Annotated in this window: 26 protein-coding genes and 1 pseudogene; 8 read left to right on the forward strand and 19 right to left on the reverse strand. The window is 68.9% G+C overall.

Translation table 11 applies throughout. The features are described from left to right. Positions 1–93 precede the first annotated feature (93 nt). From SJY11_RS03900 to SJY11_RS03910, 3 genes and pseudogenes are all read left to right on the forward strand, one after another. Positions 94–1,164 carry an HlyD family secretion protein gene (locus SJY11_RS03900; RefSeq protein WP_376985121.1) on the forward strand — a complete coding sequence of 357 codons (1,071 nt, stop codon included), beginning with the start codon at positions 94–96 and terminating at the stop codon, positions 1,162–1,164. After that, positions 1,161–3,924: pseudogene (gene rbbA, locus SJY11_RS03905) on the forward strand (ribosome-associated ATPase/putative transporter RbbA). Before SJY11_RS03900 ends, rbbA begins: the two are co-directional and overlap by 4 nt. A 3-nt stretch (positions 3,925–3,927) precedes the next feature. Next, complete coding sequence (locus SJY11_RS03910; protein ID WP_376985122.1) at positions 3,928–5,040, forward strand: ABC transporter permease; 1,113 nt, start codon at positions 3,928–3,930, stop codon at positions 5,038–5,040. A gap of 14 nt (positions 5,041–5,054) precedes the next feature. On the opposite strand, the gene SJY11_RS03915 is transcribed toward SJY11_RS03910, so the two are convergent. From SJY11_RS03915 to SJY11_RS03945, 7 genes are all read right to left on the reverse strand, one after another. Beyond that, the gene (locus SJY11_RS03915; RefSeq protein WP_067989613.1) at positions 5,055–5,636 is read right to left on the reverse strand and encodes a transglycosylase SLT domain-containing protein; all 582 of its coding nucleotides are present in this window, start codon (positions 5,634–5,636) and stop codon (positions 5,055–5,057) included. Continuing rightward, entirely contained in the window at positions 5,584–6,807 is a 1,224-nt protein-coding gene (locus SJY11_RS03920) for a flagellar hook-length control protein FliK (protein ID WP_376985124.1), read from the reverse strand. Before SJY11_RS03920 ends, SJY11_RS03915 begins: the two co-directional genes overlap by 53 nt. After that, the gene (locus SJY11_RS03925) at positions 6,804–8,012 is read right to left on the reverse strand and encodes a chemotaxis protein (protein WP_376985125.1); all 1,209 of its coding nucleotides are present in this window, start codon (positions 8,010–8,012) and stop codon (positions 6,804–6,806) included. Before SJY11_RS03925 ends, SJY11_RS03920 begins: the two co-directional genes overlap by 4 nt. Beyond that, a complete protein-coding gene (locus SJY11_RS03930; RefSeq protein ID WP_376985126.1) occupies positions 8,009–9,250 on the reverse strand; it encodes a MotB family protein in 1,242 nt (413 codons plus the stop codon). The genes SJY11_RS03925 and SJY11_RS03930 overlap by 4 nt, the downstream gene beginning before the upstream one ends. Before the next feature lie 29 nt (positions 9,251–9,279). Further along, positions 9,280–9,945, reverse strand: coding sequence for a hypothetical protein (locus SJY11_RS03935; RefSeq protein WP_376985127.1), 666 nt, complete (start codon positions 9,943–9,945; stop codon positions 9,280–9,282). Next, positions 9,942–11,567, reverse strand: a complete 1,626-nt coding sequence (gene fliF / locus SJY11_RS03940) for a flagellar basal-body MS-ring/collar protein FliF (protein WP_376985128.1) — start codon at positions 11,565–11,567, stop codon at positions 9,942–9,944. Before fliF ends, SJY11_RS03935 begins: the two co-directional genes overlap by 4 nt. 162 nt (positions 11,568–11,729) lie before the next feature. Further along, positions 11,730–12,983, reverse strand: a complete 1,254-nt coding sequence (locus SJY11_RS03945) for a flagellin N-terminal helical domain-containing protein (RefSeq protein ID WP_376985129.1) — start codon at positions 12,981–12,983, stop codon at positions 11,730–11,732. Positions 12,984–13,194: 211 nt separating this feature from the next. Between SJY11_RS03945 and SJY11_RS03950 the strand changes: the two genes are divergently transcribed. Continuing rightward, entirely contained in the window at positions 13,195–13,518 is a 324-nt protein-coding gene (locus tag SJY11_RS03950; RefSeq protein WP_376985130.1) for a type II toxin-antitoxin system RelE/ParE family toxin, read from the forward strand. After that, on the forward strand, positions 13,518–13,820 hold the full coding sequence (locus tag SJY11_RS03955) for a HigA family addiction module antitoxin (protein WP_376985131.1): 303 nt from the start codon (positions 13,518–13,520) through the stop codon (positions 13,818–13,820). Before SJY11_RS03950 ends, SJY11_RS03955 begins: the two co-directional genes overlap by 1 nt. Before the next feature lie 15 nt (positions 13,821–13,835). Here SJY11_RS03955 and flhB read toward each other — a convergent pair whose 3' ends face one another. The 6 genes from flhB to motA are packed head-to-tail and all read right to left on the reverse strand — an operon-like array spanning position 13,836 to position 18,584. Further along, positions 13,836–14,900, reverse strand: coding sequence for a flagellar biosynthesis protein FlhB (flhB, locus tag SJY11_RS03960; protein ID WP_376985132.1), 1,065 nt, complete (start codon positions 14,898–14,900; stop codon positions 13,836–13,838). Positions 14,901–14,932: 32 nt separating this feature from the next. Next, complete coding sequence (locus tag SJY11_RS03965) at positions 14,933–15,994, reverse strand: flagellar motor switch protein FliG (protein WP_376985133.1); 1,062 nt, start codon at positions 15,992–15,994, stop codon at positions 14,933–14,935. Positions 15,995–16,007: 13 nt separating this feature from the next. Next, positions 16,008–16,403, reverse strand: coding sequence for a flagellar motor switch protein FliN (gene fliN, locus SJY11_RS03970; protein ID WP_376985134.1), 396 nt, complete (start codon positions 16,401–16,403; stop codon positions 16,008–16,010). Positions 16,404–16,439: 36 nt separating this feature from the next. After that, a complete protein-coding gene (locus tag SJY11_RS03975) occupies positions 16,440–16,754 on the reverse strand; it encodes a hypothetical protein (protein ID WP_376985135.1) in 315 nt (104 codons plus the stop codon). After that, positions 16,735–17,682 carry a flagellar motor switch protein FliM gene (locus SJY11_RS03980; RefSeq protein ID WP_376985137.1) on the reverse strand — a complete coding sequence of 316 codons (948 nt, stop codon included), beginning with the start codon at positions 17,680–17,682 and terminating at the stop codon, positions 16,735–16,737. Before SJY11_RS03980 ends, SJY11_RS03975 begins: the two co-directional genes overlap by 20 nt. Then, a complete protein-coding gene (motA, locus tag SJY11_RS03985; protein ID WP_376985138.1) occupies positions 17,682–18,584 on the reverse strand; it encodes a flagellar motor stator protein MotA in 903 nt (300 codons plus the stop codon). Before motA ends, SJY11_RS03980 begins: the two co-directional genes overlap by 1 nt. Positions 18,585–18,743: 159 nt before the next feature. On the opposite strand from motA, the gene SJY11_RS03990 reads away from it, so the two are divergent. From SJY11_RS03990 to fliI, 3 genes are read left to right on the forward strand one after another with little or no spacing between them, the layout of a single operon-like run. Further along, on the forward strand, positions 18,744–19,529 hold the full coding sequence (locus SJY11_RS03990) for a DUF1217 domain-containing protein (RefSeq protein ID WP_376985139.1): 786 nt from the start codon (positions 18,744–18,746) through the stop codon (positions 19,527–19,529). Between the two features lie 2 nt (positions 19,530–19,531). Next, complete coding sequence (flgF, locus tag SJY11_RS03995; RefSeq protein WP_376985140.1) at positions 19,532–20,254, forward strand: flagellar basal-body rod protein FlgF; 723 nt, start codon at positions 19,532–19,534, stop codon at positions 20,252–20,254. Positions 20,255–20,273: 19 nt separating this feature from the next. Continuing rightward, the gene (gene fliI, locus SJY11_RS04000) at positions 20,274–21,596 is read left to right on the forward strand and encodes a flagellar protein export ATPase FliI (protein WP_376985142.1); all 1,323 of its coding nucleotides are present in this window, start codon (positions 20,274–20,276) and stop codon (positions 21,594–21,596) included. Positions 21,597–21,715: 119 nt separating this feature from the next. Here the strand turns inward: fliI and SJY11_RS04005 are convergent, their stop codons facing one another. The 6 genes from SJY11_RS04005 to flhA all read right to left on the reverse strand — a co-directional run bounded on the left by SJY11_RS04005 (position 21,716) and on the right by flhA (position 26,658). Beyond that, the gene (locus tag SJY11_RS04005) at positions 21,716–22,171 is read right to left on the reverse strand and encodes a hypothetical protein (RefSeq protein WP_326908796.1); all 456 of its coding nucleotides are present in this window, start codon (positions 22,169–22,171) and stop codon (positions 21,716–21,718) included. Beyond that, positions 22,168–22,647 (reverse strand): hypothetical protein, encoded by a 480-nt coding sequence (locus SJY11_RS04010; RefSeq protein ID WP_376985144.1) that lies wholly within the window; start codon positions 22,645–22,647, stop codon positions 22,168–22,170. The genes SJY11_RS04005 and SJY11_RS04010 overlap by 4 nt, the downstream gene beginning before the upstream one ends. Positions 22,648–22,650: 3 nt before the next feature. Next, positions 22,651–23,283 (reverse strand): rod-binding protein, encoded by a 633-nt coding sequence (locus SJY11_RS04015; protein WP_376985145.1) that lies wholly within the window; start codon positions 23,281–23,283, stop codon positions 22,651–22,653. Positions 23,284–23,392: 109 nt separating this feature from the next. Next, on the reverse strand, positions 23,393–23,791 hold the full coding sequence (locus tag SJY11_RS04020) for a hypothetical protein (protein ID WP_376985146.1): 399 nt from the start codon (positions 23,789–23,791) through the stop codon (positions 23,393–23,395). Positions 23,792–23,797: 6 nt separating this feature from the next. Further along, positions 23,798–24,550, reverse strand: coding sequence for a flagellar biosynthesis protein FliR (fliR, locus tag SJY11_RS04025; protein ID WP_376985147.1), 753 nt, complete (start codon positions 24,548–24,550; stop codon positions 23,798–23,800). Further along, the gene (gene flhA, locus SJY11_RS04030; protein ID WP_376985148.1) at positions 24,547–26,658 is read right to left on the reverse strand and encodes a flagellar biosynthesis protein FlhA; all 2,112 of its coding nucleotides are present in this window, start codon (positions 26,656–26,658) and stop codon (positions 24,547–24,549) included. The genes fliR and flhA overlap by 4 nt, the downstream gene beginning before the upstream one ends. Positions 26,659–26,680: the final 22 nt, after the last annotated feature.

Consider the following 26,680-nt stretch of genomic DNA (forward strand, 5'->3'; position numbering starts at 1 on the left):
CCGTCCCGCGCAAGCCACTCTCACGACCCTCCGTGGCGCTGCCGCGCCCCGGATGCGGTCCGCCCGTCGTCCCGTCCGCGGAAGGCCGATCCGATGAAACTCCCGAAACCCGGCTGGCTGCTGCCGGTCGCCGCCCTCCTCGTCGCCGGCATCGGCTATCTCGCCTGGCAGCGCCTGCGCGCCGGTGACCTGCCGGAGGGTCTCGCCAGCGGCAATGGTCGCATCGAGGCGGTGGAGATCGACGTGGCGGCGCGCGTCTCCGGCCGGATCAAGGAGATGCTGGCCAATGAGGGCGATTTCGTCACGGCCGGCCAGGTCGTGGCGCGGATGGACACCGAGACGCTCGAGGCGCAGCGCGCCGAGGCGCAGGCGCAGTACGAGCGGGCGGTGATTGCGGTCGACACAGCCAAGAGCCTCGTCGTCCAGCGCCAGGCCGAGAAAACCGCCGCGACGGCGGTCGTCGCCCAGCGCGAAGCCGAGCTCGATGCCGCGCGCCGCAAGCTCGGCCGGTCGGAGCAGCTCTCCGAGCGCGGCAATGTCTCCGACCAGGTGCTCGACGACGACCGGGCCCGGGCGCAGGGCGCCACCGCCGCCGTCGGCGCCGCCAAGGCCCAGCTCGCCGCCAGCGAGGCCGCCATCAGCTCGGCTCAGTCCCAGGTCGTCGGGGCGCAGGCCGCGGTGGCCGCGGCGAAGGCGACGGTGCGGCGCTTCGATGCCGATATTGAGGACAGCGCGCTGAAGGCCCCGCGGGACGGGCGCGTTCAGTACCGCGTCGCCCAGCCGGGCGAGGTGGTGGCCGCGGGCGGGCGTGTGCTCAACCTTGTCGATCTCGAGGACGTGTTCATGACCTTCTTCCTGCCGACCGGGCAGGCGGGGCGCGTCGCCCTGGGTGCGCAGGCGCGCATCGTGCTGGACGCGGCGCCGAGGCTCGTCATCCCGGCGTCAATCTCCTTCGTGGCCGATGTCGCCCAGTTCACGCCGAAGACGGTGGAGACGGCGCAGGAGCGCGAGAAGCTAATGTTCCGCATCAAGGCGCGGATCGCCCCCGAGCTGCTGCGGAAGTACATCCAGCAGGTGAAGACCGGGCTGCCGGGCGTCGCCTATGTCCAGCTCGATCCGCAAGTGGCCTGGCCGCAGCGCCTGCAGACCGGTCTCGTGCAATGAACACGGTCCCGGCGGCGACCGCGGCGCCGGTCGTCAGCCTCGCCGGTGTCGGCCTGAGCTATGGCAAGACCAGGGCGCTCGAGCGCGTCACCCTCAACCTCCCGTCGGGCTGCATGGTCGGGCTGATCGGCCCCGATGGTGTCGGCAAGTCCAGCCTCCTGTCCCTGGTGGCCGGCGCGCGCGCGCTCCAGGCGGGCTCGGTCACGGTGCTCGGGGGCGACATGGCGGATGCGACGCATCGGCGGGCAGCCTGCCCGCGCATCGCCTATATGCCGCAGGGGCTTGGCAAGAACCTCTATCCGACGCTGTCGGTGTTCGAGAATGTCGAGTTCTTCGGCCAACTCTTCGGGCAGGGCCGGGCCGAGCGCGAGGCCCGAATCGCCGAGCTTCTGGCGAGCACGGGGCTGCGCCCCTTCGCCGATCGGCCGGCCGGCAAGCTCTCGGGCGGCATGAAACAGAAGCTCGGCCTGTGCTGCGCGCTGATCCACGACCCCGACCTGCTGATCCTCGACGAGCCGACCACGGGCGTCGATCCTTTGTCTCGGCGCCAGTTCTGGGAGCTGATCGATGCGATCCGCGCCGGGCGGCCCGGCATGAGCGTCATCGTCGCCACCGCCTATATGGAAGAGGCGGCGCGCTTCGACTGGCTGGTGGCGATGGATGCCGGACGCGTCCTCGCCACGGGTGCGCCGGCGGACCTCCTGGCGCAGACCGGCGCTGCTACGCTCGACGAGGCCTTCATCGCGCTGCTGCCGGAGGAGAAGCGCAAGCTCCACCATGCCGTCGTCATTGCGCCGCGCGACGCGGAGACCCATGCCGAGATCGCCATCGAGGCTGAAGACCTGACGATGCGCTTCGACGATTTCGTCGCGGTCGACCGGGTCAGCTTCCGGATCCAGCGCGGCGAGATCTTCGGCTTCCTCGGTTCGAATGGCTGCGGCAAGTCGACGACGATGAAGATGCTGACCGGGCTGCTGGCCGCCAGCGAGGGCCGGGCCCGGCTGTTCGGCGCCGAGGTCGACCCCGCGCGACATGCGCGTGCGCCAGCGCGTCGGCTACATGTCGCAGGCCTTCTCGCTCTATTCCGAGCTGACGGTGGCGCAAAATCTCAACCTGCACGCCCGCCTGTTCCAGCTGCCGCCGGAGAGCATTCCCGCCCGCGTCGCCGAAATGGCGCAGCGTTTCGACCTCGCTTCCGTGATGGATGCGCTGCCGGACGCGCTGCCGCTCGGCCTGCGCCAGCGCCTGTCGCTGGCGGTGGCGCTGATTCATGCGCCGGAGATCCTGATCCTCGACGAGCCGACCTCGGGCGTCGATCCGATCGCCCGCGACGGGCTCTGGCAGATCCTGGCCGATCTCTCGCGGCAGGACGGCGTCACCATCTTCATCTCGACCCATTTCATGAACGAGGCGCAGCGCTGCGACCGCATCTCGCTGATGCATGCCGGCCGGGTGCTGGTCAGCGACACGCCGGCGGCGATCGTGGCGCAGCGTGGCAGCGCCACGCTGGAGGACGCCTTCATCGGCTATCTGGAGGAGGCGATCGGCGAGGCCGGAGCGCCGCCGCAACCCTCGCCGGCGGCTCCGCAGCCCGACGCCGTGCCGGTGGCCGCCGCGCATGCGCAGCGTCGGCTGTTCGATCCGCGCCGGATGCTCAGCTACACGCGGCGCGAGGCACTGGAGCTGCGGCGCGACCCGATCCGCGCGACGCTGGCGCTGGTCGGCAGCCTGCTTTTGATGTTCGTCATCGGCTACGGCATCAATTTCGACGTCGAGAAGCTGTCCTTCGCCGTCCTCGATCACGACCGGTCGCTCGCCAGCGGCGATTATGCGCTGGGCATGGCCGGATCGCGCTACTTCGTCGAGAAGGCACCGATCGTCGATTATGCCGATCTCAACCGGCGGATGCGGCGGGGCGAACTGGCGCTCGCCATCGAGATCCCGCCCGGCTTCGGCCGCGATCTGGCGCGGGGCCGGCCGGTCCAGGTCGCGGCCTGGATCGACGGGGCGATGCCGCAGCGGGCCGAGACCGTGCAGGGCTATGTCCAGGGCCTGCACGGCGCCTGGCTGACGCAGAAGATGCGCCTGCTGCTGGGCGAGGATGCGGCCAGCGCCTCGTTCCGCATCGAGACGCGCTATCGCTACAACCCCAATATCGAGAGCCTCGTCGCGATGGTGCCGGCGGTGATCCCGCTGCTCCTGCTGATGATCCCGGCCATGCTGGCGGCGCTCAGCGTCGTCAGGGAGAAGGAGCTGGGTTCGATCATCAACCTCTATGTCACCCCGGTGACGCGGTTCGAGTTCCTGCTCGGCAAGCAGCTGCCCTATGTCGCGCTCGCACTCGTCAATGCGCTGCTGCTGACCCTCTTCGCCGTCTTCGTCTTCCGGGTGCCGTTCACGGGCGATCTCCTCGCCTTCGCCACTGCGGCCTTCGTCTATGTGGTGGCGGCCACGGCGATGGGGCTCCTGATCTCCAGCTTCATGACCAGCCAGATCGCGGCGATCTTCGGCACGACCATCCTGACCCTGCTGCCGGCGACGCAGTTCTCCGGCATGACCGACCCGGTCTCCTCGCTGCAGGGGGTGGGTGCGCTGGTCGGGCGGATCTATCCGACCGCGCATTTCATGACGATCTCGCGCGGCACCTTCTCGAAGGGGCTGGGCTTCGGCGATCTCGGGGCGAGCTTCGTCCCCCTGCTGATCGCGGTGCCGGTACTGCTCGGGCTCGCCACTGTCCTTCTCAAGAAACAGGCGCGGTGAGCGATGCGGCCGGCGAACATCCTGCATCTCGGGATCAAGGAAATCCGCGGGCTGCTGCGCGACACGACCCTGCTGGTCCTGATCGTCTACAGCTTCACGCTGGCGATCTACAGCCAGACCAAGGCGGTGCCGGAGACGCTCAACCGCGCTGCCATCGCGATCGTCGACGAGGACCGCTCGCCGCTCTCCTCGCGCATCGTCACGGCGTTCTATCCGCCCTATTTCACGCCGCCGCGCGTGATCACCGCCACCGAGATGGACCGGCGCATGGATGCCGGGCTCGACACCTTCGCACTCGACATCCCCCCCAATTTCCAGCGCGACCTGCTCGCGGGCCGAAAGCCCGCTATCCAGCTCAACATCGACGCGACGCGGATGACCCAGGCCTTCAGCGGCAATGTCTACATCCAGAACATCGTCGGGGCCGAGATCACGGAGTTCAGCCAGCGGGCGCGCGGGGCGGCGGCGTCGCCGGTCGAGCTCGTCCAGCGCCTGCGCTTCAACCCGGAGCTCAACAAGGGCTGGTTCGGCGCGGTGATGAACGTCGTCTTGAGCATCACGATGCTCTCGATCGTGCTGACCGGGGCGGCGCTGATCCGCGAGCGCGAGCACGGCACGATCGAACACCTGCTGGCGATGCCGGTGACGCCCTTCGAGATCATGACGAGCAAGGTCTGGTCGATGGGGCTGGTCGTGCTCGTCGCCTCGGCGCTGTCGCTGATCATCGTCGTCCAGGGCCTGCTCGGCGTGCCGATCGAGGGCAGCATCCCACTCTTCCTGCTGGGCGCGGCGCTGCTGCTCTTCGCCACGACCTCGCTCGGCATCTTCCTGGCGAGCATCGCCGGCTCGATGCCGCAGTTCGGCCTGCTCCTGATGATGGTGCTTTTGCCGCTGCAGATGCTCTCGGGTGGCATGACGCCGCGCGAGAGCATGCCCGAGATCGTCCAGACGATCATGCTGGCGGCCCCCAACACCCATTTCGTCATCCTCGCCCAGGCGGTGCTGTTCCGCGGGGCGGGGCTCGACGTGGTCTGGCCGCAGCTGCTCGCGCTCATCGGCATCGGCGCGGCGCTGTTTGCCGTGTCGCTGCGGCGCTTCAGGCGTTTCCTGCGCTGAGGCGGCGGGGCGCCTCAGGAGCGCGCGTATTTCGCCCCGCAGAAGGAGCGCGCATTGTCGGTCCACTGGCCGAAGCCGGTGGCGACCATGTTGCGGATGACGGTGCAGACATAGCGATGCTGGGCCGGGTTGTTGTGCGGCCCGGCGTGATAGCGCGCCACCGCCATGGTCCAGCTCGTGTGGCGCGCCTTCAGCCGCTTCAGGAACTTGGCCGAGTATTCGACATTCAGCGCCGGGTCGAACATCGCGTCGAGGCTGGGGAACTGGTCGCGGTGGTAGTGATGGTTGATCTGCATGCAGCCGATGTCGATCAGCTTCTTCCCCTTGGCGCGCGAGGTGTGGAACTCGGCCAGCGCCTCCTCCTTGCTCGCGCCGAAGAAGGCGCGGCCATGGATGTTGAGCGCATAGGGCTGCAGCGAGTTGCGCCGGCCGCTCTCGGTCAGGCCAACCGAATAGAGCACGCCGACGGGGATGTCGTAGGCCTTCGAGACGCGGATCATGTGCTCCTCGCAGACCGTCTGGGCGGCGGCCGGCGTGAACAGGCTAGAGATAGCGAAGAGGGTCGCGGCCAGGGCGATGGCTTTCGCGGCGATCATGGGTGTCCTCCGTGCTGATGAGGGCCTCTTGGCGGGCGTCCCGCCGTTGCGAATCCGGCCGGTCATTTTGCCGGTCGTTCTGCCTGTCCTGCTGGCGCGAGGGGTCGAAGCCGCGGCCGTCGCGGCCGGCCCCCTCCTCGCGCGTGCCGTCGCGGGGCGCGTCCTGCCCCGGCCGCGGATCGGCGCCGGCCGAGTCGACATGGACGGTCTCGACCGAGACCTGGTCGAGCGCATGGCCGCTCGCCCGCACGATCTCGCGCAGCGCCTCGCGGTCATTGGCGAGCAATTGCGCGGTCTCGGCGCGGCTGGCCTCGAGCCTGATCTCCATGCCGTTCTGCGAGATGCGCAGCTTGACGACGATGCTGCCGAGTTCGACCGGGCTAAGCTGGATATGCAGGATCTTCGTCGGCTCGGCGATGCCGCCGGGCTTCACCGTACCGATCTCGGGAACATCCTGCGCGCGTGAAGCCGACAGCTCCGAAGCGGCCTGCCGGATCGGCTCGGCGACCTGCTGCAGCGGCGAGAGGCGCATGACCGGCGGCAGATGCGTCTCCTGGCGGATCACGGCGATGGTGAAGGGCTTGTCCGGGCCTGCGTCCTTCGCTGTGGCTTCGGCGGCGGCCGGCCTCGGATCGAGCAGGGCCGCCGCGTCCGGCAGGTCAGGCAGGGCAGCCTCCTCGGTCGGCAGCGCGACGCCAGCCTCGGCAGTCGCGGGTCGCGCGACCGGCTCCAGGGCGCCGGCTGCGCCGGTGGCGGCCCGGGCGAGGACGCCGCTAAGGGCGGCGAAACCATCGCGGCGCGGGCCGGGTTCGCGGCGTGGCTCGGGCCGCGTCTCCGGGGCGGGGGGTTGGGCCGCACCGAGCAGGAGCCGCGCCGCATCGACCGTGCCGTCGTTGGGGGCGGCGGGCTCGGCCGGGGCCGTGGCGAGCATCTCGGCGAGGCGCTCGGCGGAGAAGGCCTCGGCCTTGTCGCCCGGCTCCCCGCGGCCCGGCTCGGCGGGCTTGTCGGCTGCAGGCTTGCCGGCGCCCTTGTCGAGCGTCTGCAGCAGGGAGCGGAAGGCCTGGCCCCTCTCCTCGCGGCCGCCGGCCATCAGCCGCGCCTTGGGGTTCTTCGCGACGTCGGCCCCGGCGCTGCGGCCGGGGGGGAGGGCGGGTGTCTCAACCTGGCTCATGGCCGGGCATCTCCGGAGCGGGCGGGGGGGAAGACGGGGTCGGCGAGCAGCTTTTGCGCCTCGGCCAGGCTGCGCTCGGCGCCGGAGAGGAGGCGCTTCATCCGCGGGTCGAGATCGGCGGGTTCGGCCGCGGCCGGCGGGCCCGGCGTCTGGGCGCCGCCCATAGGCGCATCGACGATCTCGGCGGCGACGCGCAGCGCCGTCTGGAGGATGCCCTTTTCCTCCGGCGGCAGCCGCGTGGCGTCGATCTTTTTCAGCGTGTCGAGCGCTCCGCCGGCCCGGTCGACGCCGATGCGCGAGGCGGCCCGGTAAAGCGAGGCGCGCGTCACAGTGGCCTGATCGGCGCCGGGGATGCGCGCTACCTCCTCGGCCGCGAGGCGGGCCTGGTCGAAGCGGCCGCGCACCAGCGCGTCGCGGGCGATGATGAGGAGCACCGCGCGCTGCTGCTCGCGGTCGAAGGCGCGCAGCGTTGCCACCAGCCGGGGGAATCTGGCCGGGTCGCGGCCGATGTCGAAGCGCACGAGGCCGGTGGCGAAGCTCTGGCGGAAATGCTCGGCATAGACCGAGCGGTCGAAGCGCCGCATGTACTGGGCGGTGCCCTTCTCCAGCCGGTCGAGATCGTTGATCTCGGCGGCGATGAAGACGGCGCGGCGCAGCGCGCCCTCCTCGACCAGCGAGCCGGGCGAGGCCAGCCTGGCCTGATCGAGCAGCTGCAGCGCCCGCTTCTGGTCGTCGCGCAGGATCAGCGTCGCCTGGACGAGGGCGAGATGGCCGGCCAGTGACTCATGCAGGCCAGCCGGGTCGAGCGGCATCAGCAGCGCTTTCGCCTGGCCGCCATCGCCCATGACATAGGCCAGCGCGCCCTCGGCCAGCCCCTTGGGCAGCCCGGCCGGCTCGCCGCGCTTGACCAGCTCGGCCAGGGGGCCGGGCTGGCCGCCGCTCAGCACATACTGAACGGCGGCGCGGGTGTTGCGGGGATCGTCCCAGACCGCCGGAGGCTGCGCCGCCATCGCGTGTTCGAGATCGCGCAGCAGCTTGCCCTGGGCGGCATGGGCGGCGCGGTTTCCCGCCGCCGCCTCGTTCTGCAGCGACTGCAGGGTGCGCACGAGCTGATAGGGCGGTGCGGGTGCGGGCACGGAATCCTGTGCTGCAAGGGCCGATGTCGTCAGCGCGAGTGCGAATGCCAGCAGGGAAAAGCGCTTCATGCGCGCTTCTCCCGGATCAGGATCTCGATGCGGCGGTTCTCGGCGGCGTTGGGGTCGCCCGCCCGGGGACGGCGGCTGGCATGGCCCTCGATATGTTCGATGCGCGACTGACTGATGCCGCCCTGGACCAGCAGGTCCTGGGCGGTATGGGCTCGGGAGGTCGAGAGCCGCCAGTTGTCGCTGCGGCCGTCACGGAAGGGGCGCGCATCGGTGTGGCCGCGGATGACGATGGCGCCCTCGCGTTCCTTCAGCACGGCGGCGACGCGCTGCATCGCGGCGACCGTCTGCGGATGCGGCTCGGCCGAGCCGATGCCGAACATGCCGAAATTGGCATTGTCGGTCAGGCTGATCAGCACACCCTCGTCGGTCTTCTTGACATCGACCTGCGGCTGGTCGGCCCGCTGCTGGCCCCCCTTGGCGATGGCCGAGGCGATGGCGGAGGCCATCGCCTCGTCGGCGCGCGAACTCATGGCGGTGGCGCCGGCCGCGACGGCGAGACCCGGGCGCGGCGACATTGCGGGCGCGGTCGCCGGGACCGTTGCCGCCACGACCGGGGGCTGTTCGGTGACGGCCGGGCTCGCGGGGGCGGCGGTCGTCGCTTCGGCCGGGGGGTGCGGCTTCGGGGCGGGCTCGCTGGCGGCCGGGGGGGCCGGAGCGGCGTCTCCCGCAAAGGCCTGCTGGCGCTCGGGCTTGTCGGTCTGCGGCGTCTGGCGCCAGAAATTTGGGTCGAAGGGGTCGCGCATCGCCTCGCCGCCGTTCATGCCCGGCTTGCCGGTGGTGCCGAGCGTCAGGGTCGAGGCCCGGTCGGAACCGGGCTCGGGCTTGGCGGCGGCGACCTCGGCGAGAACGGCATAGGGGTCCTCGAAGGCGGCCTTGCCCTGGCGCGGGTCCTTCAGCGTCGCGCTGGGCCGCCGGTCGGAGCCGGTCTTGGCGGCGCCCACCTGGTCGCCGTCATGGCGGCTGGTGCTGTCGACCTCGCCGGGCTCGGCGTCCTGCGGGTTGCGCACGCCCTTGCGGTCCGAGGTCGTGTCGGAAAGCTTGATCGGGTTGAAGTACTGGGCGACCGTGGTCCGCGTCTCGCGATTGGTCGAGTTGACCAGCCAGAGCACGAGGAAGAGCGCCATCATCGCCGTCATGAAGTCGGCATGGGCGATCTTCCAGACGCCGGTCTTGATCGAATCCGTCGGCCGGCCGGCGCTGCGGCGGAGGATGATGAAATCCTGGCGGTCGGTGTCCATGGTGCGGCCTCCGATGCGGGCGAGCGGGTTCAGGCGGCGGGCCGGCGGCGGCGGTCCGGGCCCTGGCCCCGGAGCCGCGCGACCCAGGCCGCGATGCGGGTTTCGATCACGGTCTCGCCGAGGACGATCGACACATCGACCGCCTCGGTCTCGGTGAACTCGACCGGGCTCCCGGCCGGGAAGACGCCGCGCAGCGTCGTCAGCAGGTCGGCCGGGCCGCTGACGCGGATCAGCGCGCCGTCCCCGCCGCTGAGCAGCGGGCGGATCTGGTCGATCAGAGCGCGGCTGGCGGCGTCGCGCAGTTCACCCTCGAGGAAGGGCCGCAGCAGGCGCCCGGTCGTCTCGGCGAGGCTTTCGGCGAGCGCGTCGAGCGCCCGGGGAAACTCGGCGGCCAGCGGCGTGGCGACGCCTTCGGTCCAGGCGAGCCTCGCCTGTTCGAGCGCCGCCTCGGCCTCCTGCACCTGACGGGCGGCGGCGGCCTGCGCCTCGGCGCTGGCCTCCGCGAGTCCCGCCTGGCGACCGCTCTCGTAGATGGCGTCGAGATCGGGCGGGGGCTCGCGCGGGGTGCGCGGCAGGAAGGCGGGGAGCTCGATCTCGGCCTCGGGCGCGGCCGTGCCGGCCTCCGGCAGGAGGGCGAGTTCGCCCTCGTCGATCTCAAAGCTCGGGATGAAGTCGGCGGCGGAGCGGTGCTTCACGCGCGCTCTCCCTCATGGATCCACTGCTTCAGGATCGCGGCGGCCTGCGCCTCGTTGAAGTCGATCAGCTGCTCCAGCTTGCGCAGCGGCGAGCGCTGCGAGGCGCTGGTGAGGTCGCCGATCAGGTTGAGGCCGATCTCGCCGCCTGCGAGCTGGAGCTGGGGATCGACGGCCGAGACATTCGCGTCCTCGGTCATCGCGGCGATGGTTGCCGGCGCGGGGCGTTTCAGGATGGCGTTGATCGAGGGCCGCAGGCCGAACCAGATGATCAGTGCGGCGAGGCCGAGGATGGTGACCGCGTTGATCAGCGTGCCGGACTGGCGCAGCAGTGCCTCGGCGACGCCGACGGGCGGCGTCGGCTCCAGCGTGCGGCTGCCCTGAAGGAAGTCGACCGCCAGCACCTTGACGGCGTCGCCGCGCTGGTTGTTGACGCCGGCGGCGGAGGCCACGACCTGGCGGACATCCTCCAACCTCGCCTCGATCGCCTCCGGGCTGGGCGAGGCCCCGAGCGACTCGACCAGGCGCGGCCGGTTGATCAGCACGGCGATCGACATCTTGGCGACCGAATAGCCGTCGCTGACGGTCTGGATGCGCTTCGAGGAAATCTCGTAGTTGGTCAGCTCCTCGCGGCGCTGCTTCTCCTCGCTGGAGCGCTGGCCGCCATCGGCGCGCACGGCGCGCTCCGGCACGTTCTGCTCGACCGTCGTCGGTTCCTGGGTCGCCGCGTTCTGGGAGGTGTCGTTCTCGCGCACCACCCGCACCGAGCGCTCGACCTTGGAATCGGGGTTGAAGACCGTCTCGCTGGTTTCCTTGCGGTCGGTGTTCAGCTCGGTGGCGACGCTGATCTCGAAATTCTCGAGCCCGAGATAGGGCGTCAGCGCCTTGCGGACATTGTCCTGAATCTCGCGGCTGACGCTCTGCTGGAGGCCGGCGAGCTTGGAAGAGGCCATCTGGCCGGGTTCGCCGCCGGTGGCGAGCAGGGTGCCGTCGGTGTTGAGCACGGTGACCTTCTCGGCCGACAGTCCCGGCACGGCGGAGGCGACGAGATGGCGGATCGCCTGCGCGACATTGCCGGCGCCCGAGGTCTCGGTGCGCACGACGACGCTGGCGGAGGCCGGCTGCTGGTCGCGCCGGAAGGAGCCCTTGTCGGCGAGCACGAGATGCACGCTCGCCGCCTTGACGCCGCGCATGAGCTGGATGGTGCGGGCGAGCTCGCCCTCCATGGCGCGCACCCGGGTGATCTCCTGCATGAAGGAGGTCAGGCCGAGCGAGCCGAGCTTGTCGAAGAGCTCGTAGCCGCCGCTGGTGCTGCGCGGCAGGCCCTTCTCGGCCAGCAGCATGCGCGCCTGGGCCGCCTGGGTCGGCTTGACCAGCACCTGTGTGCCCTCGGAGTTGACGTCGAAGACGACGCCGGATTCCTGCAGCGCCGCGCCGATGCGGTTGACGTCCTCGCGCTGCAGTCCGCTGTAGAGGACCGACATTTCAGGCCGGCTCAGTTGATAGGCACTGATGCCGATCGCGGCGAAGACGAAGAGGCCGATCGCGGCGAGTGCGGCCAGTCGCTTCGGCCCCAGTTGCTGGAGGTTGAGCCAGATCTCTTCAGCGTATTGCCGGCCCGGCATCGTCTTTCCTTCATGCGTGGCAGGTGATGGAAGCACTGTGCCGGGCGAGCCTTGCGCGAGCATTGCGCGGGTTCAGGCCACCTCTTTCGGGGCGAAAACGGAGAAGGCCGCGCTCCCGGGGGAGAGCGCGGCCCTGTCTGGCGTGTGGATGTGCCTTTCGCGTCAGCCGCGGAACAGCGAGAGGATGCTCTGGCTGCCGGAGTTGGCGATCGACAGCGCCTGGATGCCGAGCTGCTGCTGCGTCTGCAGCGCCTGGAGGCGGGTCAATTCGGCGTTCATGTCGGCGTCGACGAGCTGGCCGATACCGCGATCGAGCGAGTCCTTCAGGGCCTTCACGAAGTCCTGCTGCAGGCCGATGCGGTTCTTGATGGCGCCGAGATTGGTGGCGGCATCGGTGATCGTGCCCAGGGCGTCGTCGACGGCCGAGATGTAGGTCTCGAGCTTGGCGAGGTCCGTGGCGTTGTCGGTCAGCGCGGCGATGTCGATGTCGGCGACCGAGAAGGTCTCCCAGGCGGTGCCGGTGAAGGCATCGTAGGTCTTGTCCAGGATGCCCTTGTTGCTGTCGACCGGGGTCGCCAGGGCCGTCAGCGTCACGGCGGCGCCGAGACCGGCGACGCTGGCGTCGATCGCGACGTCTGCGTCGTTGCGGCTCTTGAACGCCAGGGCGTCACCGGCGGCGTTGATGCCGACCGACAGACCCTCGATGCCGAGCTTGTTGATCTCCTTGGCGATGTCCTTCAGCGAGGTGCCGGCGGCGACCGCGATGTTCAGCGCCGGAGCCGCGCCGACGGTGACGGTGATGTTGCCGCCGACGTCGAGCGTCGCATTGCGGGCGGCCGTGGTGGCGGTCGGGAAGGTCTGCGCCGCATAGGCCGTGTCGAGGTTCGCGTCGTAGAGCTTGATCGCGTTCAGATCGACGGTGACGGTGTCGACCTGGACCTGGCCGCCGGCACGGGAGAAGGACGAGACGACCGACTTGGTGTCGTTGTAGCTCGACGCCGTCGAATCGACCGAGATCCAGTTCTCGCCGTTGAACACCGCGGAGTCCGCCGTGTTCTTGAGCTGGCTCTGGAGCTCCTTGATCTCGCTCTGGATCTTGTCGCGGTCGACGCCGGGGGTGCGGGCCGCGACGAGCTTGGCCTTGATCTCCGAGACGACTTCGACCGTGCCGTTCAGGCCGGTATACATCGTGTCGATGGTCGCGGCGCCGAGGCCGAGAGCGTCCTGCACCGCGCCGAGCGCCTTGTTGTCGGAGCGCATCGTCGTGGCGATCGACCAGTAGGCGGCGTTGTCGGAAGCGGTCGAGACGCGCTGGCCGGTGGCGATGCGGTTCTGCGACTGGGCGAGGTTCTTGTTGGTCATGGTCAGCGTCTGCAACGCTGTCATGGCGGAGGTGTTGGTGAGCAGGCTGGTCATGTTGATGTTCCTCAATCTGGAAGGGATTGGTGGGAACATTCCGGGTTTGCACCGGGATGGCAGGGCGGCTTCATGCCTTTGACGCCGGGGACGCACCCATCGGGTCAACCTGCCATGGGTCTGGTGTAGCGTTCGAAGCTTGCGCGGGGCTGGCGTCGTGGGCGCTTCCCCGTGCGACGCTCAACCGCAATGACCGCGCGTCAAGCGACACTTGACGCGCGACGCCATGTCGTTCAGTCTGACGTGCGTGGAGATCGAGAGCATCCGGCACAAGGCCTTGCGGAACTTTGCCGAGACCGGCAAGGCCAGGGGGCTGCCCGGCAACCTCGTCGGACGGCTTCGCAACATGCTGGCCTATCTCGCTGCCATCCAAACCATGGAAGAATTGAAGGCGCCTCCCAACTACGGAGCCCATGAACTGACGGGTGATCGGGCTGGGGAATGGTCGCTGACGGTGACGAAGAATTGGCGGATGACGTTTCGCATCAACGCGGTCTTCGCGATCGAGGATATGAATCTGGAGGATTATCACTGATGGCGATCAAGCTGCATGAGAGTTTCGCCGTCCATCCGGGCGCATGGCTCAAGGCCGAATTCGTCGAGCCCTATGGGCTGAGCGTGACCATTGCTGCGCAGAAGCTGGGCGTCACGCGGCAGGCCATGAGCAATCTTCTAAACGGCAACGCCGGCTTGTCGGCCGAGATGGCGATCCGGTTCGAGAAGGCCTTTGGTGTGCGCGCCGATACCTTGCTGCGGATGCAGGCCGCGCATGATCTGGCGCGCGTCCGGGCGCACGAGAACGACATCAAGGTCGAACGCATCGAGATCGCGGCCTGAGACGGCAACGCTCTGTCACGCCACCTTCTTCGCGTAGACGAGGCAGAGCAGCTCGGCGACGACCTTGTAGAATTCCGGCGGGATCATCTGGTCGAGCTGGACGGCGGCGTGGAGCGAGCGGGCGAGCGCGCGGTCCTCGACCACGGGGATGTCGTTGGCTTCTGCGATCTCGCGGATCTTGAGCGCGATCAGGTCCGTGCCCTTGGCCAGCACCAGCGGCGCGCCGCCCTCCTCCTGCACATAGCGCAACGCCACGGCGTAATGGGTCGGGTTGGCGATGATCACGGTGGCGCGGGGCACGGCGGCCATCATGCGGTTGCGGGCGCGGTCGCGGGCGAGCGAGAGCCGGCGGGATTTCAGGATCGGGTCGCCCTCGGCCTGCTTGTGCTCGTCCTTGACCTCCTGCTTGGTCATGCGCAGCGAGCGGCGCCAGAATTTCTGGGTCCAGACCAGGTCGATCGCGACGATCACGATCGTCGCCACGCAGGCCGCCGAGAGCAGGCGGATCGCGATCGTCAGGATCAGTTCCGGAAGGGCGCTGGGATCCCTCAGCATGGCCGTCACCACCGTGTTCTTGTCCGATTTGAGGATCAGCCAGACGGTCACCGTGATGGCGGCGAACTTGGCCAACGACTTGCCGAATTCAACGAGGCCCTGGCTCCCGAAGATCCGCGTGAAGCCCTTGGACGGGGAGAGCCGCGACCATTGCGGCTTGATCCGTTCGAGGGCGAGCTGGGGCGGATGCTGGAGGAAGGCCGCACTCAGGCCGAAGACGAGGAAGAGCGCGAAGACGGGCCACAGGAACAGGCCGGCCTGCATCGCGGCGTAGAGCAGAAGCGCGGTCGTGTTGCCGTTGGTCGAGATGTCGAAGCCGGCGGGGTCGGCCAGGAAGTCGGAGAGGAAGCGCGCCATGGCGGCCGCCCCGTCCCGCATCAGGAAGACGCCGGCGATCAGCGTCGCGGCGATGCTGGCGAAGATCGGGGCCTCCTTGGAGGAGGGCGTGTTGCCGCGCTCGACGGCATCGCGTACCTTCTTCTCGGAGGCTTCCTCGGTCTTGCTCTCCTGGTCCTGTTCGGACACGCGTCCTTACCTCCTCGTCGGCACGCTGCCGTTCACTGGAAATAGGCGCCCTCCTCGCGGTCCGGGTTGAGCTCGATCTCGCCGCGGCTGGCCATCTCCAGCGCGATGTCGGTGATGGCGCGGCGGGCATCGACGACCTCGCGCTGCAGCGCCGGCTCGCCGTTCTCGAGATCCTGCTGCACGATGCGGCGCGCACGCGCCGCGAGCGACGACAGGATCTGGTCGCGGAAGGCGGCTTCGGTGCCCTTGAGGGCCAGCACGAGCCGGTCGGTCGGGACCTGGTCGAAGATCGCCATGCGGGCGCGGGCCGAGAGCTTGACGATGTCGTCGAAGGTGAAGAGCAGACCCTTCAGCATCTCGGCAGATTCCGGCCGGATGCGTTGCAGGCTGCCGAGCGCCTCCTCCATGTCCTGGCTGTCCATCTTGTTGAGGATGTCGGCCATGCGGGCATGGGTATCGGCGCCCTTGTTGCGCGAGAGGTTGAGGGTGAAGCCCTCGTAGAGCGCCTTCTCGACGATCGCCGCCGGCTGCTCGGCCACGGGCTTCAGGTTCAGCATGCGGCGCATCAGCTCGTGGCGCTTGTCGGCCGGCCACTGCGTCATGACGCGCGAGGCGCAGGCCGGCTTGAGCTTGGAGAGCACATAGGCCGCCGTCTGCGGATGCTCCTTGGCGAGATAGCCGGCGAGCGCGCTCTCGGGCATCTGCGAGATGCGGTCCCAGATCGAGCGGTTGGCGGCCTCGGCGGTCTCGCCGATGATCTCGGTGATCTCCTCGGGCGGCAGCACGCCGGTGAGCAGCTTCTGCACCTCGCTGGGAGATCCGACGAGATTCATGCCCCGCGAAAACTGGTCGCTGAACTCGTCGACGAGATCGGCGATGTCGTCGGCGGCGACCGGGCCGAGCTCGGAGGCGCGCCGCATCAGGGCGCGGACCTCGGCGGTGTCGAGATGCTTCAGCATCCGCCCCGCGAGCGGCTTGCCCATGGCGAGCACGAGCACGGCCGCCTTGCCGGCGCCGCCCAGCGCAACCGTCTTGCCCGACGGGGCGGGCGTGGCGGGGCTTCCGGCCCGGTTGTCCTTCGCGATCGCCGTCATGCTGTGCTCGGCCTCACTCTTCGAACTTGGCCTGGACGCCGACGATCTCGGTCAGCGAGACCCCGAAGCGGCTGTTGTCGTCCTCGACGATCACGACCTCGCCGCGGGCGACGATGCGGCCGTTGACGACGACGTCGACCGGCTCGCCGACACGGTGGTCGAGCGGCACCACCGCGCCGCGGCGCAACTTCATCAGATTGGCGACCTGCATGGAGGCGCTGCCGAGCACGACCTGGATCGTGACGGGGATGCGCATCACCGCCTCGAGATTGAGCGGGTCGTCGGCGGGGGGCGGCGCTTCTGCAGCCTCGGGCTCGGTCGCAGCCTGCGGCTCCATCAGGGCGACGTCGGCCTGCTCTTCGGAGAGAGCGAGGTCGGAGAGCTTCATCGGCTTGCTCGGCTTCTTCATGGTGGTCTCCGGCGGGAAGGCGAAAGGAAAGAGCCGTCAGGCGGCGTTGGCCTTGCGGCCGGCGACACGGGGCGTCTCGGGGCCCGCGCCGATCTGCTTGAGATCGCCGGCGAGGCGGCGGCCGGCGTCGATGCGCTGGCCGAGTTCCTCAAGGACGTCGCGGCCGCTGGCGTGCAGCTCGCGGATCGTGGCCTGGATGGTTGCAAGAGCGGTCTCGGTCTTGCCGAAGACCTGTTGGAACTCGGCATGGTAGGCGCGCATGCGCTGCAGCTCGCGGCGCATGCGCAGGACCTGGAGGCTGGTCAGCAGCAGGGCCGCGAAGAGGACGGCTTCACCGAGATAGAAGATCATCGAAAAACTCCTGTTCCTGGTTGGCGCTGTCCTGCACGCGCAGGACATAGGACCCGTCGCGCTGGCCGAGCTGGCACCAGAAGACGGTCTCGTCGTTGCACTGGAGGCGAACGGGCGAGCGCGGCGAAGCCTGCAGCTCGATGACCTGCCCGATCTTGAGGGCGCTGATCTCGCCCAGCGTCATCGGGCGCTCCTCGAGGATCGCCTGCAGCCTGACCTCGGTCTTGTGGACCTCGGTCTGGATCTGCTTCGTCCAGCGCTGGTCCTTGACGGTGGTGTGGCCGGAGACGACGCGGGTGAGGCTCTGGCGGATCGGATTCAGGGCCGTCTGCGGGATGATGACGAACATCTGCCCGCAATTGTCGAGGCCCTGGACGAGGAGCTGCGACTTCACCGCCAGGTTGCTGCGGCTGCCGATGGCGGCGAAGTACATCCGCGTCTCCATCTGCTCGAAGATGAAGCTGACATCGGCGACGGGGCTGAAGGCGGCCTGGAGGTTCTGCGCCGCGAGCTCGCAGAGCGCCTGCGCGACCTGGATCTCGATGGGCGTATAGGGCCGCTCGTCGTCGGGAAAATCCGGCTCGTATTTGTAGGGCCGCTCGCTGCCGTCGGCGCCGAAAAGCACCTCGATCAGGGTGAAGACGAAATCCCGGTCGAAGCCGATCAGGATGCGTGAATCCCATTCCGGCGAATGGAAGATGCCGGCGATGGTGTTGTGGGCGTGGGCGTTGAGCGCGTCGCCGATGCGCTGGCTCTGGACGTTGGCGACGGAGAAATAGGTCGGCGAGGTCGACATCTGGCGCACCGCGTCGGCGCAGCCGGTGGCAAGCCGGTCGAAGACCATGCGCAGCATGGGCAGCCGGTCGATCGAGATGCCGGTCGATTCGAGGAGCTTGTCCTCGCGGATGGCCTGGGCGGCGGTGCTCATCAGGCGGCTTCCTTCTGGGCGCGGTCATTGGCGGGCGCCGCACGCTGGCCGGCGCCGCTGATCGTCTTGTCCTCGACCTCGTCGATGGAGGGCCGCTCGGCGGCGGAGATGACCTTGCGGCCATATTCGAGCGCAACCTGCGGCGCGGCGCCGTTGATGAAGGCGAGCAGGGTCTGCTTGACGACGATGTAGACGCGCAGCTGCTTCTCGCGCATCGCCTTGATCTTGAGCGAGATCGGCCCGATCACCGCGTAGGAGAAGAAGATGCCGGCGAAGGTGCCGACCAGCGCCGCGCCGATGAAGCCGCCGAGCAGGGCGGGCGACTGGTCGATCGCGCCCATCGCCTTGATCACGCCGAGCACGGCGGCGACGATGCCGAGCGCCGGCAGGGCTTCCGATACGGTACCCAGCGCGTAATAGGGCTTCAGCCGGTCCTGGAAGTGGCTGCCGATCTCCTCGTCCAGCAGCGCCTCGACCTCATGGGCCTGCGCCTTGCCGACGATGATGAGGCGAAAATAGTCGCAGATGAAGGTTGTCAGCTGGGGATCGGCGAGGACGCTGGGATAGGCCGCGAAGAGCGTCGATTCATAGGGCGTCTCGATATGCTGCTCGATCTCGGCGCGGCCCTTGTTGCGCAGCTCGCGCATCAGCGCGTAGAGCACGCCGAGCACCTCGAAGTAATGCGCCTGGCTCGGCGCCTGGTTGCGCAGCGCCTCCATCACCGCGGTGCCGGTGTCGGCGACCGTCTTCATCGGGTTGGCGATGATGTAGGTGCCGATGGCGGTGCCGAGGATGATCACCAGTTCCCAGGGCTGCCAGAGCACGGCGACATGCCCGCCCATCGCGGCGAAACCGCCGATGAGTGAGCCGACCGCAATCAACAAACCGATCAATACGCTCAAGGCGCCGCTCCTTCTCGCAATCTGCAAGTGAAGCGCTAGTGGAGCTGGCTTGCGCGAGGCTGTCGAAGCCGGGGGTCAGGTCCGCGCAAGCCTTGCACGGGAGCCTGATGTCTCATGAACGTCCGGGCGCTGGCCCGGATCACTGCCGGGATTGCGACGATGACCACGACGACGATGGCGTTCCAGGCCGTGGCGCGGAATCTGCCCAAATCGCTGGAGCGGGCGGCCGCGATGCCGCAGACGGCCAATGAGAGCGCCTATTATCTCGCCCATATCGGCAAGATCAAATCGATCGACGATTTCCTGGGCAACGACCGGATCTATCGCTACGCGATGAAGGCCTTCGGGCTGGAGGAGATGATCTATGCCAAGGGGCTGGTCCGCAAGGTCCTGACCGAGGGCGTCGACTCTTCGTCGAGCTTCGCCAACAAGCTGACGGACCCGCGCTACAAGGAGCTGGCGACGACCTTCAACTTCGCCCGCTACGGCTCGGCGACGACGAGCTTCGACCGCACGCAGAAGCCGATGACCGAGCGCTATGTCCGCCAGGTCTTCGAGGAGCAGCAGGGCAGCCAGAACGAGAATGTCCGGCTCGCGCTCTATTTCGAGCGCAAGGCGTCGGGCCTCAAGAACGCCTTTGAGGTGCTGGCCGATCCGGCGCTGCTGAAGGTGGTGCAGACGGCGCTCGGCATCCCCGCCTCGACCTCGATGATGCCGATCGACAAGCAGGCGGAGATGATCGGCAAGAAGCTGGATTTCGACCAGCTGAAGGACGCCGAGGGCGTCAAGAAATTCCTGCTGCGCTTCACCTCGCTCGCCGATATCGGCGCGAGCCAGACGGCGGCCAATAACGCCCTGACCATCCTGGTCGGGCCGCCGGTCGCGGCCGGGGTCAGCACCGACGTGCTGTTCAGCATCCAGAACCTGCGCCTCGGAGGCGTGTGACCATGCAGTCCTCGATCTATGTCGGCCTGTCCTCCCAGCTCGTGCTGGAGAAGCGCATGGAGACGCTGGCGCGCAACGTCGCCAACATGAACACGGCCGGCTTTCGCGCCGAGGAGGTCAAGTTCAGCACCTTCCTGTCGAAGAAGGGGCCGGATGCGGTCTCCTTCGCCTCGGCCGGCGAGACCTATATCAGCCGTATCCCGGGCGGGCTCGACAAGACCGGCAACCCGCTCGACGTCGCCGTCGAAGGCGAGGGCTGGTTCGCGATCACCACGCCCGCCGGCACGGTCTATACCCGCGACGGGCGGATGAAGATGACGCCGCAGGGCGAGCTGCGCACGCTCTCGGACCATCCGGTGCTCGACGCCGGCGGCGCGCCGATGCAGCTCGACCCCGAGGGCGGGCCGCCCGTGATCGCGCGCGACGGCATGATCTGGCAGGGCGACCAGGAGGTCGGCGCGATCGGCCTCTTTTCCATCGATCCCGCCGCCAAGCTGCAGCGCCACGACAATTCCGGCGTGATCCCCGACCGACCGGCGGTGCCGATCCTGGATTTCGTCGTCAACGGCGTACGCCAGGGCTTCGTCGAGGGCTCGAACGTCAACCCGATCCGCGAGATGACCAAGCTGATCGCGGTGACGCGCGCCTTCGAGAGCGCCGCCAACGCGATCGACAAGGGCGAAAAGGCGGTGGACGGCGCCATCCGCTCGCTCGGCGAGAGCTGAGCGGTTCCCAGGAATCTCAATGAACGCTCTGACACGCCTTGAACAGGCCTTCGCCGGCGGCCCCCTGCCCCATGATCTGGTCCAGGTCAGCGGCAGCGTCTCGGAAGTCACGCCGGCGGCGCTGCGCGTCGGCGGGCTGTCGCGCTTCGTGCGGCTGGGCGAGCGCATCGCGCTCTCGACCCAAGGCCGCGCCGAACTGGGCGAGGCGATCCGGATCGACCGCGACGGCGTGCTGGTGAAGCCCTTCGCGACCACGGTCGGCGTCGGGCTCGGCGCCCGCGCCAGCCTCGCCGGGCCGCTCGTGCTGCGCCCCTCCCAGGGCTGGAAGGGCCGTGTCGTCAACGCCTTCGGCGAGCCGATCGACGACAGCGGTCCATTGCCGGCCGGCGATGTCGCGATGCCGGCCGAGGGGCCGCCTCCCGAGGCGATGCGGCGGGCGCGGGTGACGCGGCCGATCCGCACCGGCGTCAAGGTCGTCGACCTGTTCACGCCGCTCTGCGCCGGCCAGCGCATCGGCATCTTCGCCGGCTCCGGCGTCGGCAAGTCGAGCCTGCTCTCGATGCTGGCGCGGGCGCCGGGCTTCACAACCATCGTCATCGGCCTCGTCGGCGAGCGCGGCCGCGAGGTGCGCGAGTTCCTCGACGACACGCTGGGCCCGATGCGCGCCCAGGCGGTCGCCGTCGTCTCGACCAGCGACGAGAGCGCGATGATGCGCCGGCTCGCGCCCAACACCGCCATGGCGGTCGCCGAGTATTTCCGCGACCAGGGCGAGGACGTGCTGCTGATCCTCGATTCCGTGACGCGCCTCGCCCATGCGGCGCGCGACGTCGCGCTGGCGGCCGGCGAGCCCGCGGTTGCCCGCGGTTACACGCCGAGCGTCTTCAGCACGCTGCCGAAGCTGCTCGAGCGGGCGGGGCCCGGCGTCGAGGGCACCGGCACGATCACCGGGATCTTCTCCGTGCTGATCGACGGCGACGACCACAACGACCCGGTCGCGGATTCGATCCGCGGCACGCTGGACGGGCATCTCGTGCTCGACCGCGCCATCGCTGACCAGGGCCGCTATCCGGCGGTGAACGTGCTCGGCTCGGTCTCGCGCCTCGCCCATCATGTCTGGACGCCGGAGCAGCGCGGGCTGGCCTCGCGGATGAAGGCGCTGATCTCGCGCTTCGAGGACACGCGCGACCTGCGGCTGATGGGCGGCTACCAGGCCGGTGCCGATGCCGAGCTCGACAAGGCGATCGTGCTGGTGCCGAAGATCTACGAGGCGCTGCACCAGGAGATGAGCGCGGCGCTCAGCGCCGATGCCTTCAAGGATCTGGCGAGCACGCTGCAGGGGTGAGCGGCAGCCTCCGCCCACGCGCCACATCGTCATTGCGAGCGAAGCGAAGCAATCCAGGGGACGTCGAGCGCGCCCTTCCGGAATGCTTCGCTGCGCTCGCAATGACGGCGACGCCGATCTCAGCCGCGCAGCTGGTCCTTGCGCACGTAGTTGAATTCCTTGACCAGCACGTCCTTGACGAGCTCGCCGCCGAGGCGGGCGTTGACGCCGGTCTTCACGGTCTTCAGCAGGGCGTCGATGTCGACGCGCTCCAGCCGGGAGAAATCGACCTTGCCGTTGGAGTAGATCGCGCGCAGCGCCTCGTCGCGGACGTAAGGGTGCGGCTTCACCGTCATTTGACGGAGCGTGCGGGCATCGGCGGTGAAGACGAACTGCGCCGCGACATAGCCCTGGACCTCGCCATTCGCGATGATCGGGACATGGATCAGCGCCGTCTCCTCATATTCGAGTCCCTCGAAGAACGGCGCTTCGGCGGCCGGCGGCGTCTCGGCGCGCCAGGTCAGGGCGAGATGGCCGGAGAGCAGCGTGACCCCGCAGACCCAGGCGCCGAGGACGAGCAGCCGCGCCGTGGTCATGAAGCGCGGGCCCGCGGGACCGGCACTGCGGCGAGGCGCGAGGTGGCGGAATAGGTGCCGTCCGACTCGGCGTCGATCAGCGTGCTCGTCATCGCCGCAGCGATCTCGCGCACCGCCTCGAGATGCATGCCGATGGCCATGCGGTTGTGCTCGAGCTTCAGCCGCAGCGTCGACAGGCGCGCGATCAGCGGACCGTCGCCGGCCTCGTCGCGCATGGCGCGCAGCGCCCGGCTGGCGTCGAGCAGCAGCCGGCTCTTGATCTCGTTGAGGCGGTTGAAGTCGGCGCTGCGCAGCGCCATCAACTCGCCCGTCTCGTGGTCGATGGCCTGTTCGAGGCGGTCGAGCACGGCCCACATGGCGCGCGAGGCGGCGCTGGGAGCTGTGGGCTCTTCCTGCATCGCCAGAGGCGGCGGCACCAGCGCGGGCAGCGATGCCGCGATGTCGGCGGGAGCAGGCGCGTCGGACAATTCGGTCATGGCTCAGGCCTGTCGGAAGTTGGAGCGGGCGACGCCACCGGAGGCGGCCGGCTTGGTCAGGTTGAGGAAGCGCTGCTCGACAGAGAGCGGGATGGCGAGATCGCGTGCATTGGCGCCGGCGATCCGGCCGTCGAGCAGCTTGTGAGCGGCTGCGACGGCCCCGTCGGCTGAGCCCGTGCTGTTGCGGGCGGCGATGGCGGCCTCGACCTTCTCGCGAATGCCCAGCCCGCCCGCCTTGGCGATCTGGTTGGCGATCTGTTCGGACAGCATCGAGCGCCAGACGCCGCCGGCGGTGCCGCTGCCGAAATTGTTCGCTGTCGCCTCGGGCATCATCTGCTCGATGAAGGTCTGGATCACCTGCGCCTCGAACTGCTGCATCGTCTTGGCGCTCTTCGACGGGACCGCCGGTGCGGCATTGTCCAATTTAGCCGGCGCAAGAGCCGAAAATTTCTCGCGGGCCCCGGCGAGGCCGGGCACGCCCGCGGCCGGGGCCGCCTCGTCCACCGCGGCGGCGAATTGCGTGCCGGCGATGCCGGTGCCGAGCTTCTGGAGACGGTCGACCGCGAGTTGAAGGCGCGCCGGATCGGCGGCGCGGGCCACGTCGAGCACGATGTCGGACGGAGGAGAAATCGCCATTGTCACCTTCCAGGGTCGTTGAACGATCTGGGACGATGATGGCCGATCAGGCTTGTTTCAGGCTTGCGGGCGGGAGCGGTGTTTCGGCGTCCGTCAGCGGCTCCAGCCCTCAGAGCGTCGCCGCCCGCTGGCCTTCACGCGCGTCCATGATCTCCACCAGCGCGCCGTCCTGGTCGGCGCGCAGCTTCACCTTGCGGACATGGTCGGCGAGGCGAGCGGTGCGCTTCTCGCGGCCCGTCTCGGCGAGGACCTGCTTCGCCTGGACGACCGCCGCCGCCTCCAGCTGCGAGGCCGAGACTTCGGTCCGGTGCAGGCGCCTCGCAGTCATGTCGGCGAAGAGCCCGGCGGTCGGCCCCTCGCCGTTGAGCGCCGCGACCAGTTCGCGGGATTCGGCGCGCGCCGCTGCGGCCTGCAGCTCGATCGCCTTCTGGCGCCATTCGGCGAGCTTGCGGATGCGCGACTGGATCGACAGCATCCGCTCGATCGCCTCGAGACGCTGGCCCTGCATGGCCGCTCAGCCCCGCGCCAGCCAGGACGAGAAGGCAGTGATGAACAGCTTCAGCGCCTCTGGCCCGGAGAAGTAGAGCAGGAACAGCCCGCCGGCGATGACGAAGGGCAGCGAGATGAAATAGACCGGGATCTGCGGCGTCAACTTGTTCATCAGGCCGATCGCGAGGTTGACGATCACCGCATAGATGATGAAGGGGCTGCCGACGCGCAGGGCCAGATAGAAGGTCTCCGAGGCCCGGTCGGCGATCTGGATCAGCCCGGCCTGGGCGTCGAGCGGCGTGCCCGGCGCGATGCGGGTGTACGAACCCGCGAGCGCCCGGATGACCTCGGCATGCTGGTTGGTGACGAACATCAGCGTCGCCGCCGTCAGGGTGATCAGCGTCACGAAGGGGGCCGACGCCTCGGCCTCATCGACCGGCAGGCCCGGCAGCTGGCCGAGGCCGGCGGTGGTCGCCATCGCGGTCGCGATGGTCTGCAGCGCCAGGAAGAAGAAGCGCGCCATCAGCCCAATCAGAGCGCCGGTCATCGTCTCCGCCATAACGACGCGCAGCAGCGTCGCCGGGCCGGGCGAGACGAGATGGGCGAAGGCCGGCAGCACATAGGGCGCCAGCGCCAGCGTGACGCCGACCGCGATCATCAGCCGGAAGCGGACGGGCACGCGCGGGCTGGAGAAGCCCGGCATCAGCATCAGGCAGGCGCCGATGCGGCAGAAGATCAGGAAGGCATGCAGCACCGTGTCGGGTGTGAACGGCGTCACGAGATGGTGCCCAGCAGGTTGACCTCCAGCCCGCGCGCGATCTCGACATGGGAGAGGACGGGCAGCGCCGGGAAGATGCGCTCGACGATCATGCGGACGTAAGGCCGCGCATCCGGGCTGGTGACGAGCACGAAGCTCTGGCCCTGATCCATGCGGGCGCGGATCGCCGTCGTCGCCTCGGCCGCGAACTCCTCGATCAGGCGCGGGTCGATGTCGAACTCGACGACCTCGCCCTTGGCGTCGCGGCGCAGGCTCTCATGGAAGGCGAGGTCCCAGCGGTTGCCCAGCCTGAGCATGTTGAGCACGCCGCCCTGGGTGAGGTCGCCGCAGATCTGCTGGGCCATGCGCATGCGCACATGCTCGGCGATCTGCTCGGCGCGGCGGACATGGGGCGCGATCTCGGCGACGACCTCGAGGATGAGGTGGAGGTTGCGGATCGAGACGCGCTCGGCCAGCAGCAGGCGCAGCACCGCCTGCAGGCTCGAGAGCGACATATGGGCCGGGCAGATCTCGTCGAGCAGCTTCTTGTATTCGGGTCCCAACCGGTTGAGCAGCGCGCGCATGTCCTTGTAGGACAGGAGCTGGCCGAGATTCTTGCGGATCGTCTCGCTGAGATGGGTGAGCAGCACCGAGAGCCGGTCGACCGGCTGCATGCCCTCGCGCCGGACCTCGTTGGCATAGCTTTCCGAGACCCACATCGCCTTGACGCCGAAGGCCGGCTCGCGGACCTCCTCGCCCGGCAGATCGGGCAGGCGGCCGTCGCCGACGACGACAAGCATGCTGCCGGGGCGCATCTCGCCGGTGGCGGCGACGGTGCCGTGGATGCGGAACTCGTAATGCTTGGGCGGCAGGGTCAGGCTGTCGGAGAGTTTGATCTCGGGCACGACGAAACCATATTGCTGGGCGAATTTCTTGCGCATCTTGCCGACGCGATGGGCCAATTCGCTGTGCGAGGTCAGCATCTCGGCGGCGAGCTGCTTGCCGAGGCCGAGTTCGATCTCGGCCATGCGCAGCGATTCCTTGATCGTGTCCTGGCTGTCGCGCGCGGCCTCCTCGGCCTCCATGGCGCGGATTTCCTCGGCGGCCGCTGCGCGCTCGGCGATGCGCTTCGGGATGGTGTAGCCGACGAAGGCCATCACCCCGCCGAGCAGCGCGAAGGGCAAAAGCGGCAGGCCGGGCACCAGCGCCAGGATCACCATCAGGAAGGAGGCGACGAAGAGGGCGCGGGGGTAATGCCCGAGCTGGCCGAGGATCGCCTGCTCGGCCGTGCCGCGGGTGCCGCCCTTGGAGACGAGCAGGCCGGCGGCGAGCGAGACGATCAGCGCGGGGATCTGGGTGACGAGGCCGTCACCAACCGCGAGCTTGACGAAGACGTCGGCCGATTGGGACAGCGACAGGCCATGGCGGGTGACGCCGATGATGATGCCGCCGAGGATGTTGACGGCGGTGATGATCAGCCCGGCGATGGCGTCGCCGCGGACGAATTTCGAGGCGCCGTCCATGGCGCCGAAGAAGGAGCTTTCCTCCTCCAGCTCATGGCGGCGGCGCTGCGCCTCCGGCGCGTCGATCAGCCCGGCCGAGAGATCGGCGTCGATCGCCATCTGCTTGCCGGGGATCGCATCGAGGGTGAAGCGGGCGCCGACCTCGGCGATGCGGGTCGCGCCCTTGGTGATCACGATGAAGTTCACCGTGACGAGGATGACGAAGACGATCAGGCCGATGACGAAATCGCCGGCGATGACGAAGCGCGCGAAGCCGTCGATGATGTAGCCCGCCGCATGCGAGCCCTCGTTGCCATGGGCGAGGATCACGCGCGTCGTGGCGATGTTGAGCGAGAGCCGCAGCATCGTCGCGACCAGCAGGATCGTCGGGAAGGACGAGAATTCCAGTGGCTTCTTGATCCAGAGCGCCACCATCAGGATCAGCACCGAGAGCGCGATCGAGAGCGCCAGGCCGAGATCGATCAGGAAGGCCGGGATCGGCAGGAACAGGATCGAGAGAATGGCGACGATGCCGACGGCGAAGCCGATGTCGCGGCGGCTGGCCGGAGCTTCGCCCGGCAGCGCCTTGGGCGCGACCTTGCCGGTGATGAGATGGGGCGTGGCCATTCTGGCACCCTGTCCTGTCGTC

It is taken from the genome of Allobosea sp. R86505, from assembly GCF_042466375.1.
GTDB lineage: Bacteria > Pseudomonadota > Alphaproteobacteria > Rhizobiales > Beijerinckiaceae > Allobosea.

Coding starts and splice junctions, on each gene's coding strand:
- SJY11_RS03900 (WP_376985121.1), top strand. CDS start 94: ATGAAACTCCCGAAACCCGGCTGGCTGCTGCCGGTCGCCGCCCTCCTC.
- SJY11_RS03910 (WP_376985122.1), top strand. CDS start 3,928: ATGCGGCCGGCGAACATCCTGCATCTCGGGATCAAGGAAATCCGCGGG.
- SJY11_RS03915 (WP_067989613.1), bottom strand. CDS start 5,636: ATGATCGCCGCGAAAGCCATCGCCCTGGCCGCGACCCTCTTCGCTATC.
- SJY11_RS03920 (WP_376985124.1), bottom strand. CDS start 6,807: ATGAGCCAGGTTGAGACACCCGCCCTCCCCCCCGGCCGCAGCGCCGGG.
- SJY11_RS03925 (WP_376985125.1), bottom strand. CDS start 8,012: ATGAAGCGCTTTTCCCTGCTGGCATTCGCACTCGCGCTGACGACATCG.
- SJY11_RS03930 (WP_376985126.1), bottom strand. CDS start 9,250: ATGGACACCGACCGCCAGGATTTCATCATCCTCCGCCGCAGCGCCGGC.
- fliF (WP_376985128.1), bottom strand. CDS start 11,567: ATGCCGGGCCGGCAATACGCTGAAGAGATCTGGCTCAACCTCCAGCAA.
- SJY11_RS03945 (WP_376985129.1), bottom strand. CDS start 12,983: ATGACCAGCCTGCTCACCAACACCTCCGCCATGACAGCGTTGCAGACG.
- SJY11_RS03955 (WP_376985131.1), top strand. CDS start 13,518: ATGGCGATCAAGCTGCATGAGAGTTTCGCCGTCCATCCGGGCGCATGG.
- SJY11_RS03965 (WP_376985133.1), bottom strand. CDS start 15,994: ATGACGGCGATCGCGAAGGACAACCGGGCCGGAAGCCCCGCCACGCCC.
- fliN (WP_376985134.1), bottom strand. CDS start 16,403: ATGAAGAAGCCGAGCAAGCCGATGAAGCTCTCCGACCTCGCTCTCTCC.
- SJY11_RS03975 (WP_376985135.1), bottom strand. CDS start 16,754: ATGATCTTCTATCTCGGTGAAGCCGTCCTCTTCGCGGCCCTGCTGCTG.
- SJY11_RS03980 (WP_376985137.1), bottom strand. CDS start 17,682: ATGAGCACCGCCGCCCAGGCCATCCGCGAGGACAAGCTCCTCGAATCG.
- SJY11_RS03990 (WP_376985139.1), top strand. CDS start 18,744: ATGACCACGACGACGATGGCGTTCCAGGCCGTGGCGCGGAATCTGCCC.
- flgF (WP_376985140.1), top strand. CDS start 19,532: ATGCAGTCCTCGATCTATGTCGGCCTGTCCTCCCAGCTCGTGCTGGAG.
- fliI (WP_376985142.1), top strand. CDS start 20,274: ATGAACGCTCTGACACGCCTTGAACAGGCCTTCGCCGGCGGCCCCCTG.
- SJY11_RS04005 (WP_326908796.1), bottom strand. CDS start 22,171: ATGACCACGGCGCGGCTGCTCGTCCTCGGCGCCTGGGTCTGCGGGGTC.
- SJY11_RS04010 (WP_376985144.1), bottom strand. CDS start 22,647: ATGACCGAATTGTCCGACGCGCCTGCTCCCGCCGACATCGCGGCATCG.
- SJY11_RS04015 (WP_376985145.1), bottom strand. CDS start 23,283: ATGGCGATTTCTCCTCCGTCCGACATCGTGCTCGACGTGGCCCGCGCC.
- SJY11_RS04020 (WP_376985146.1), bottom strand. CDS start 23,791: ATGCAGGGCCAGCGTCTCGAGGCGATCGAGCGGATGCTGTCGATCCAG.
- flhA (WP_376985148.1), bottom strand. CDS start 26,658: ATGGCCACGCCCCATCTCATCACCGGCAAGGTCGCGCCCAAGGCGCTG.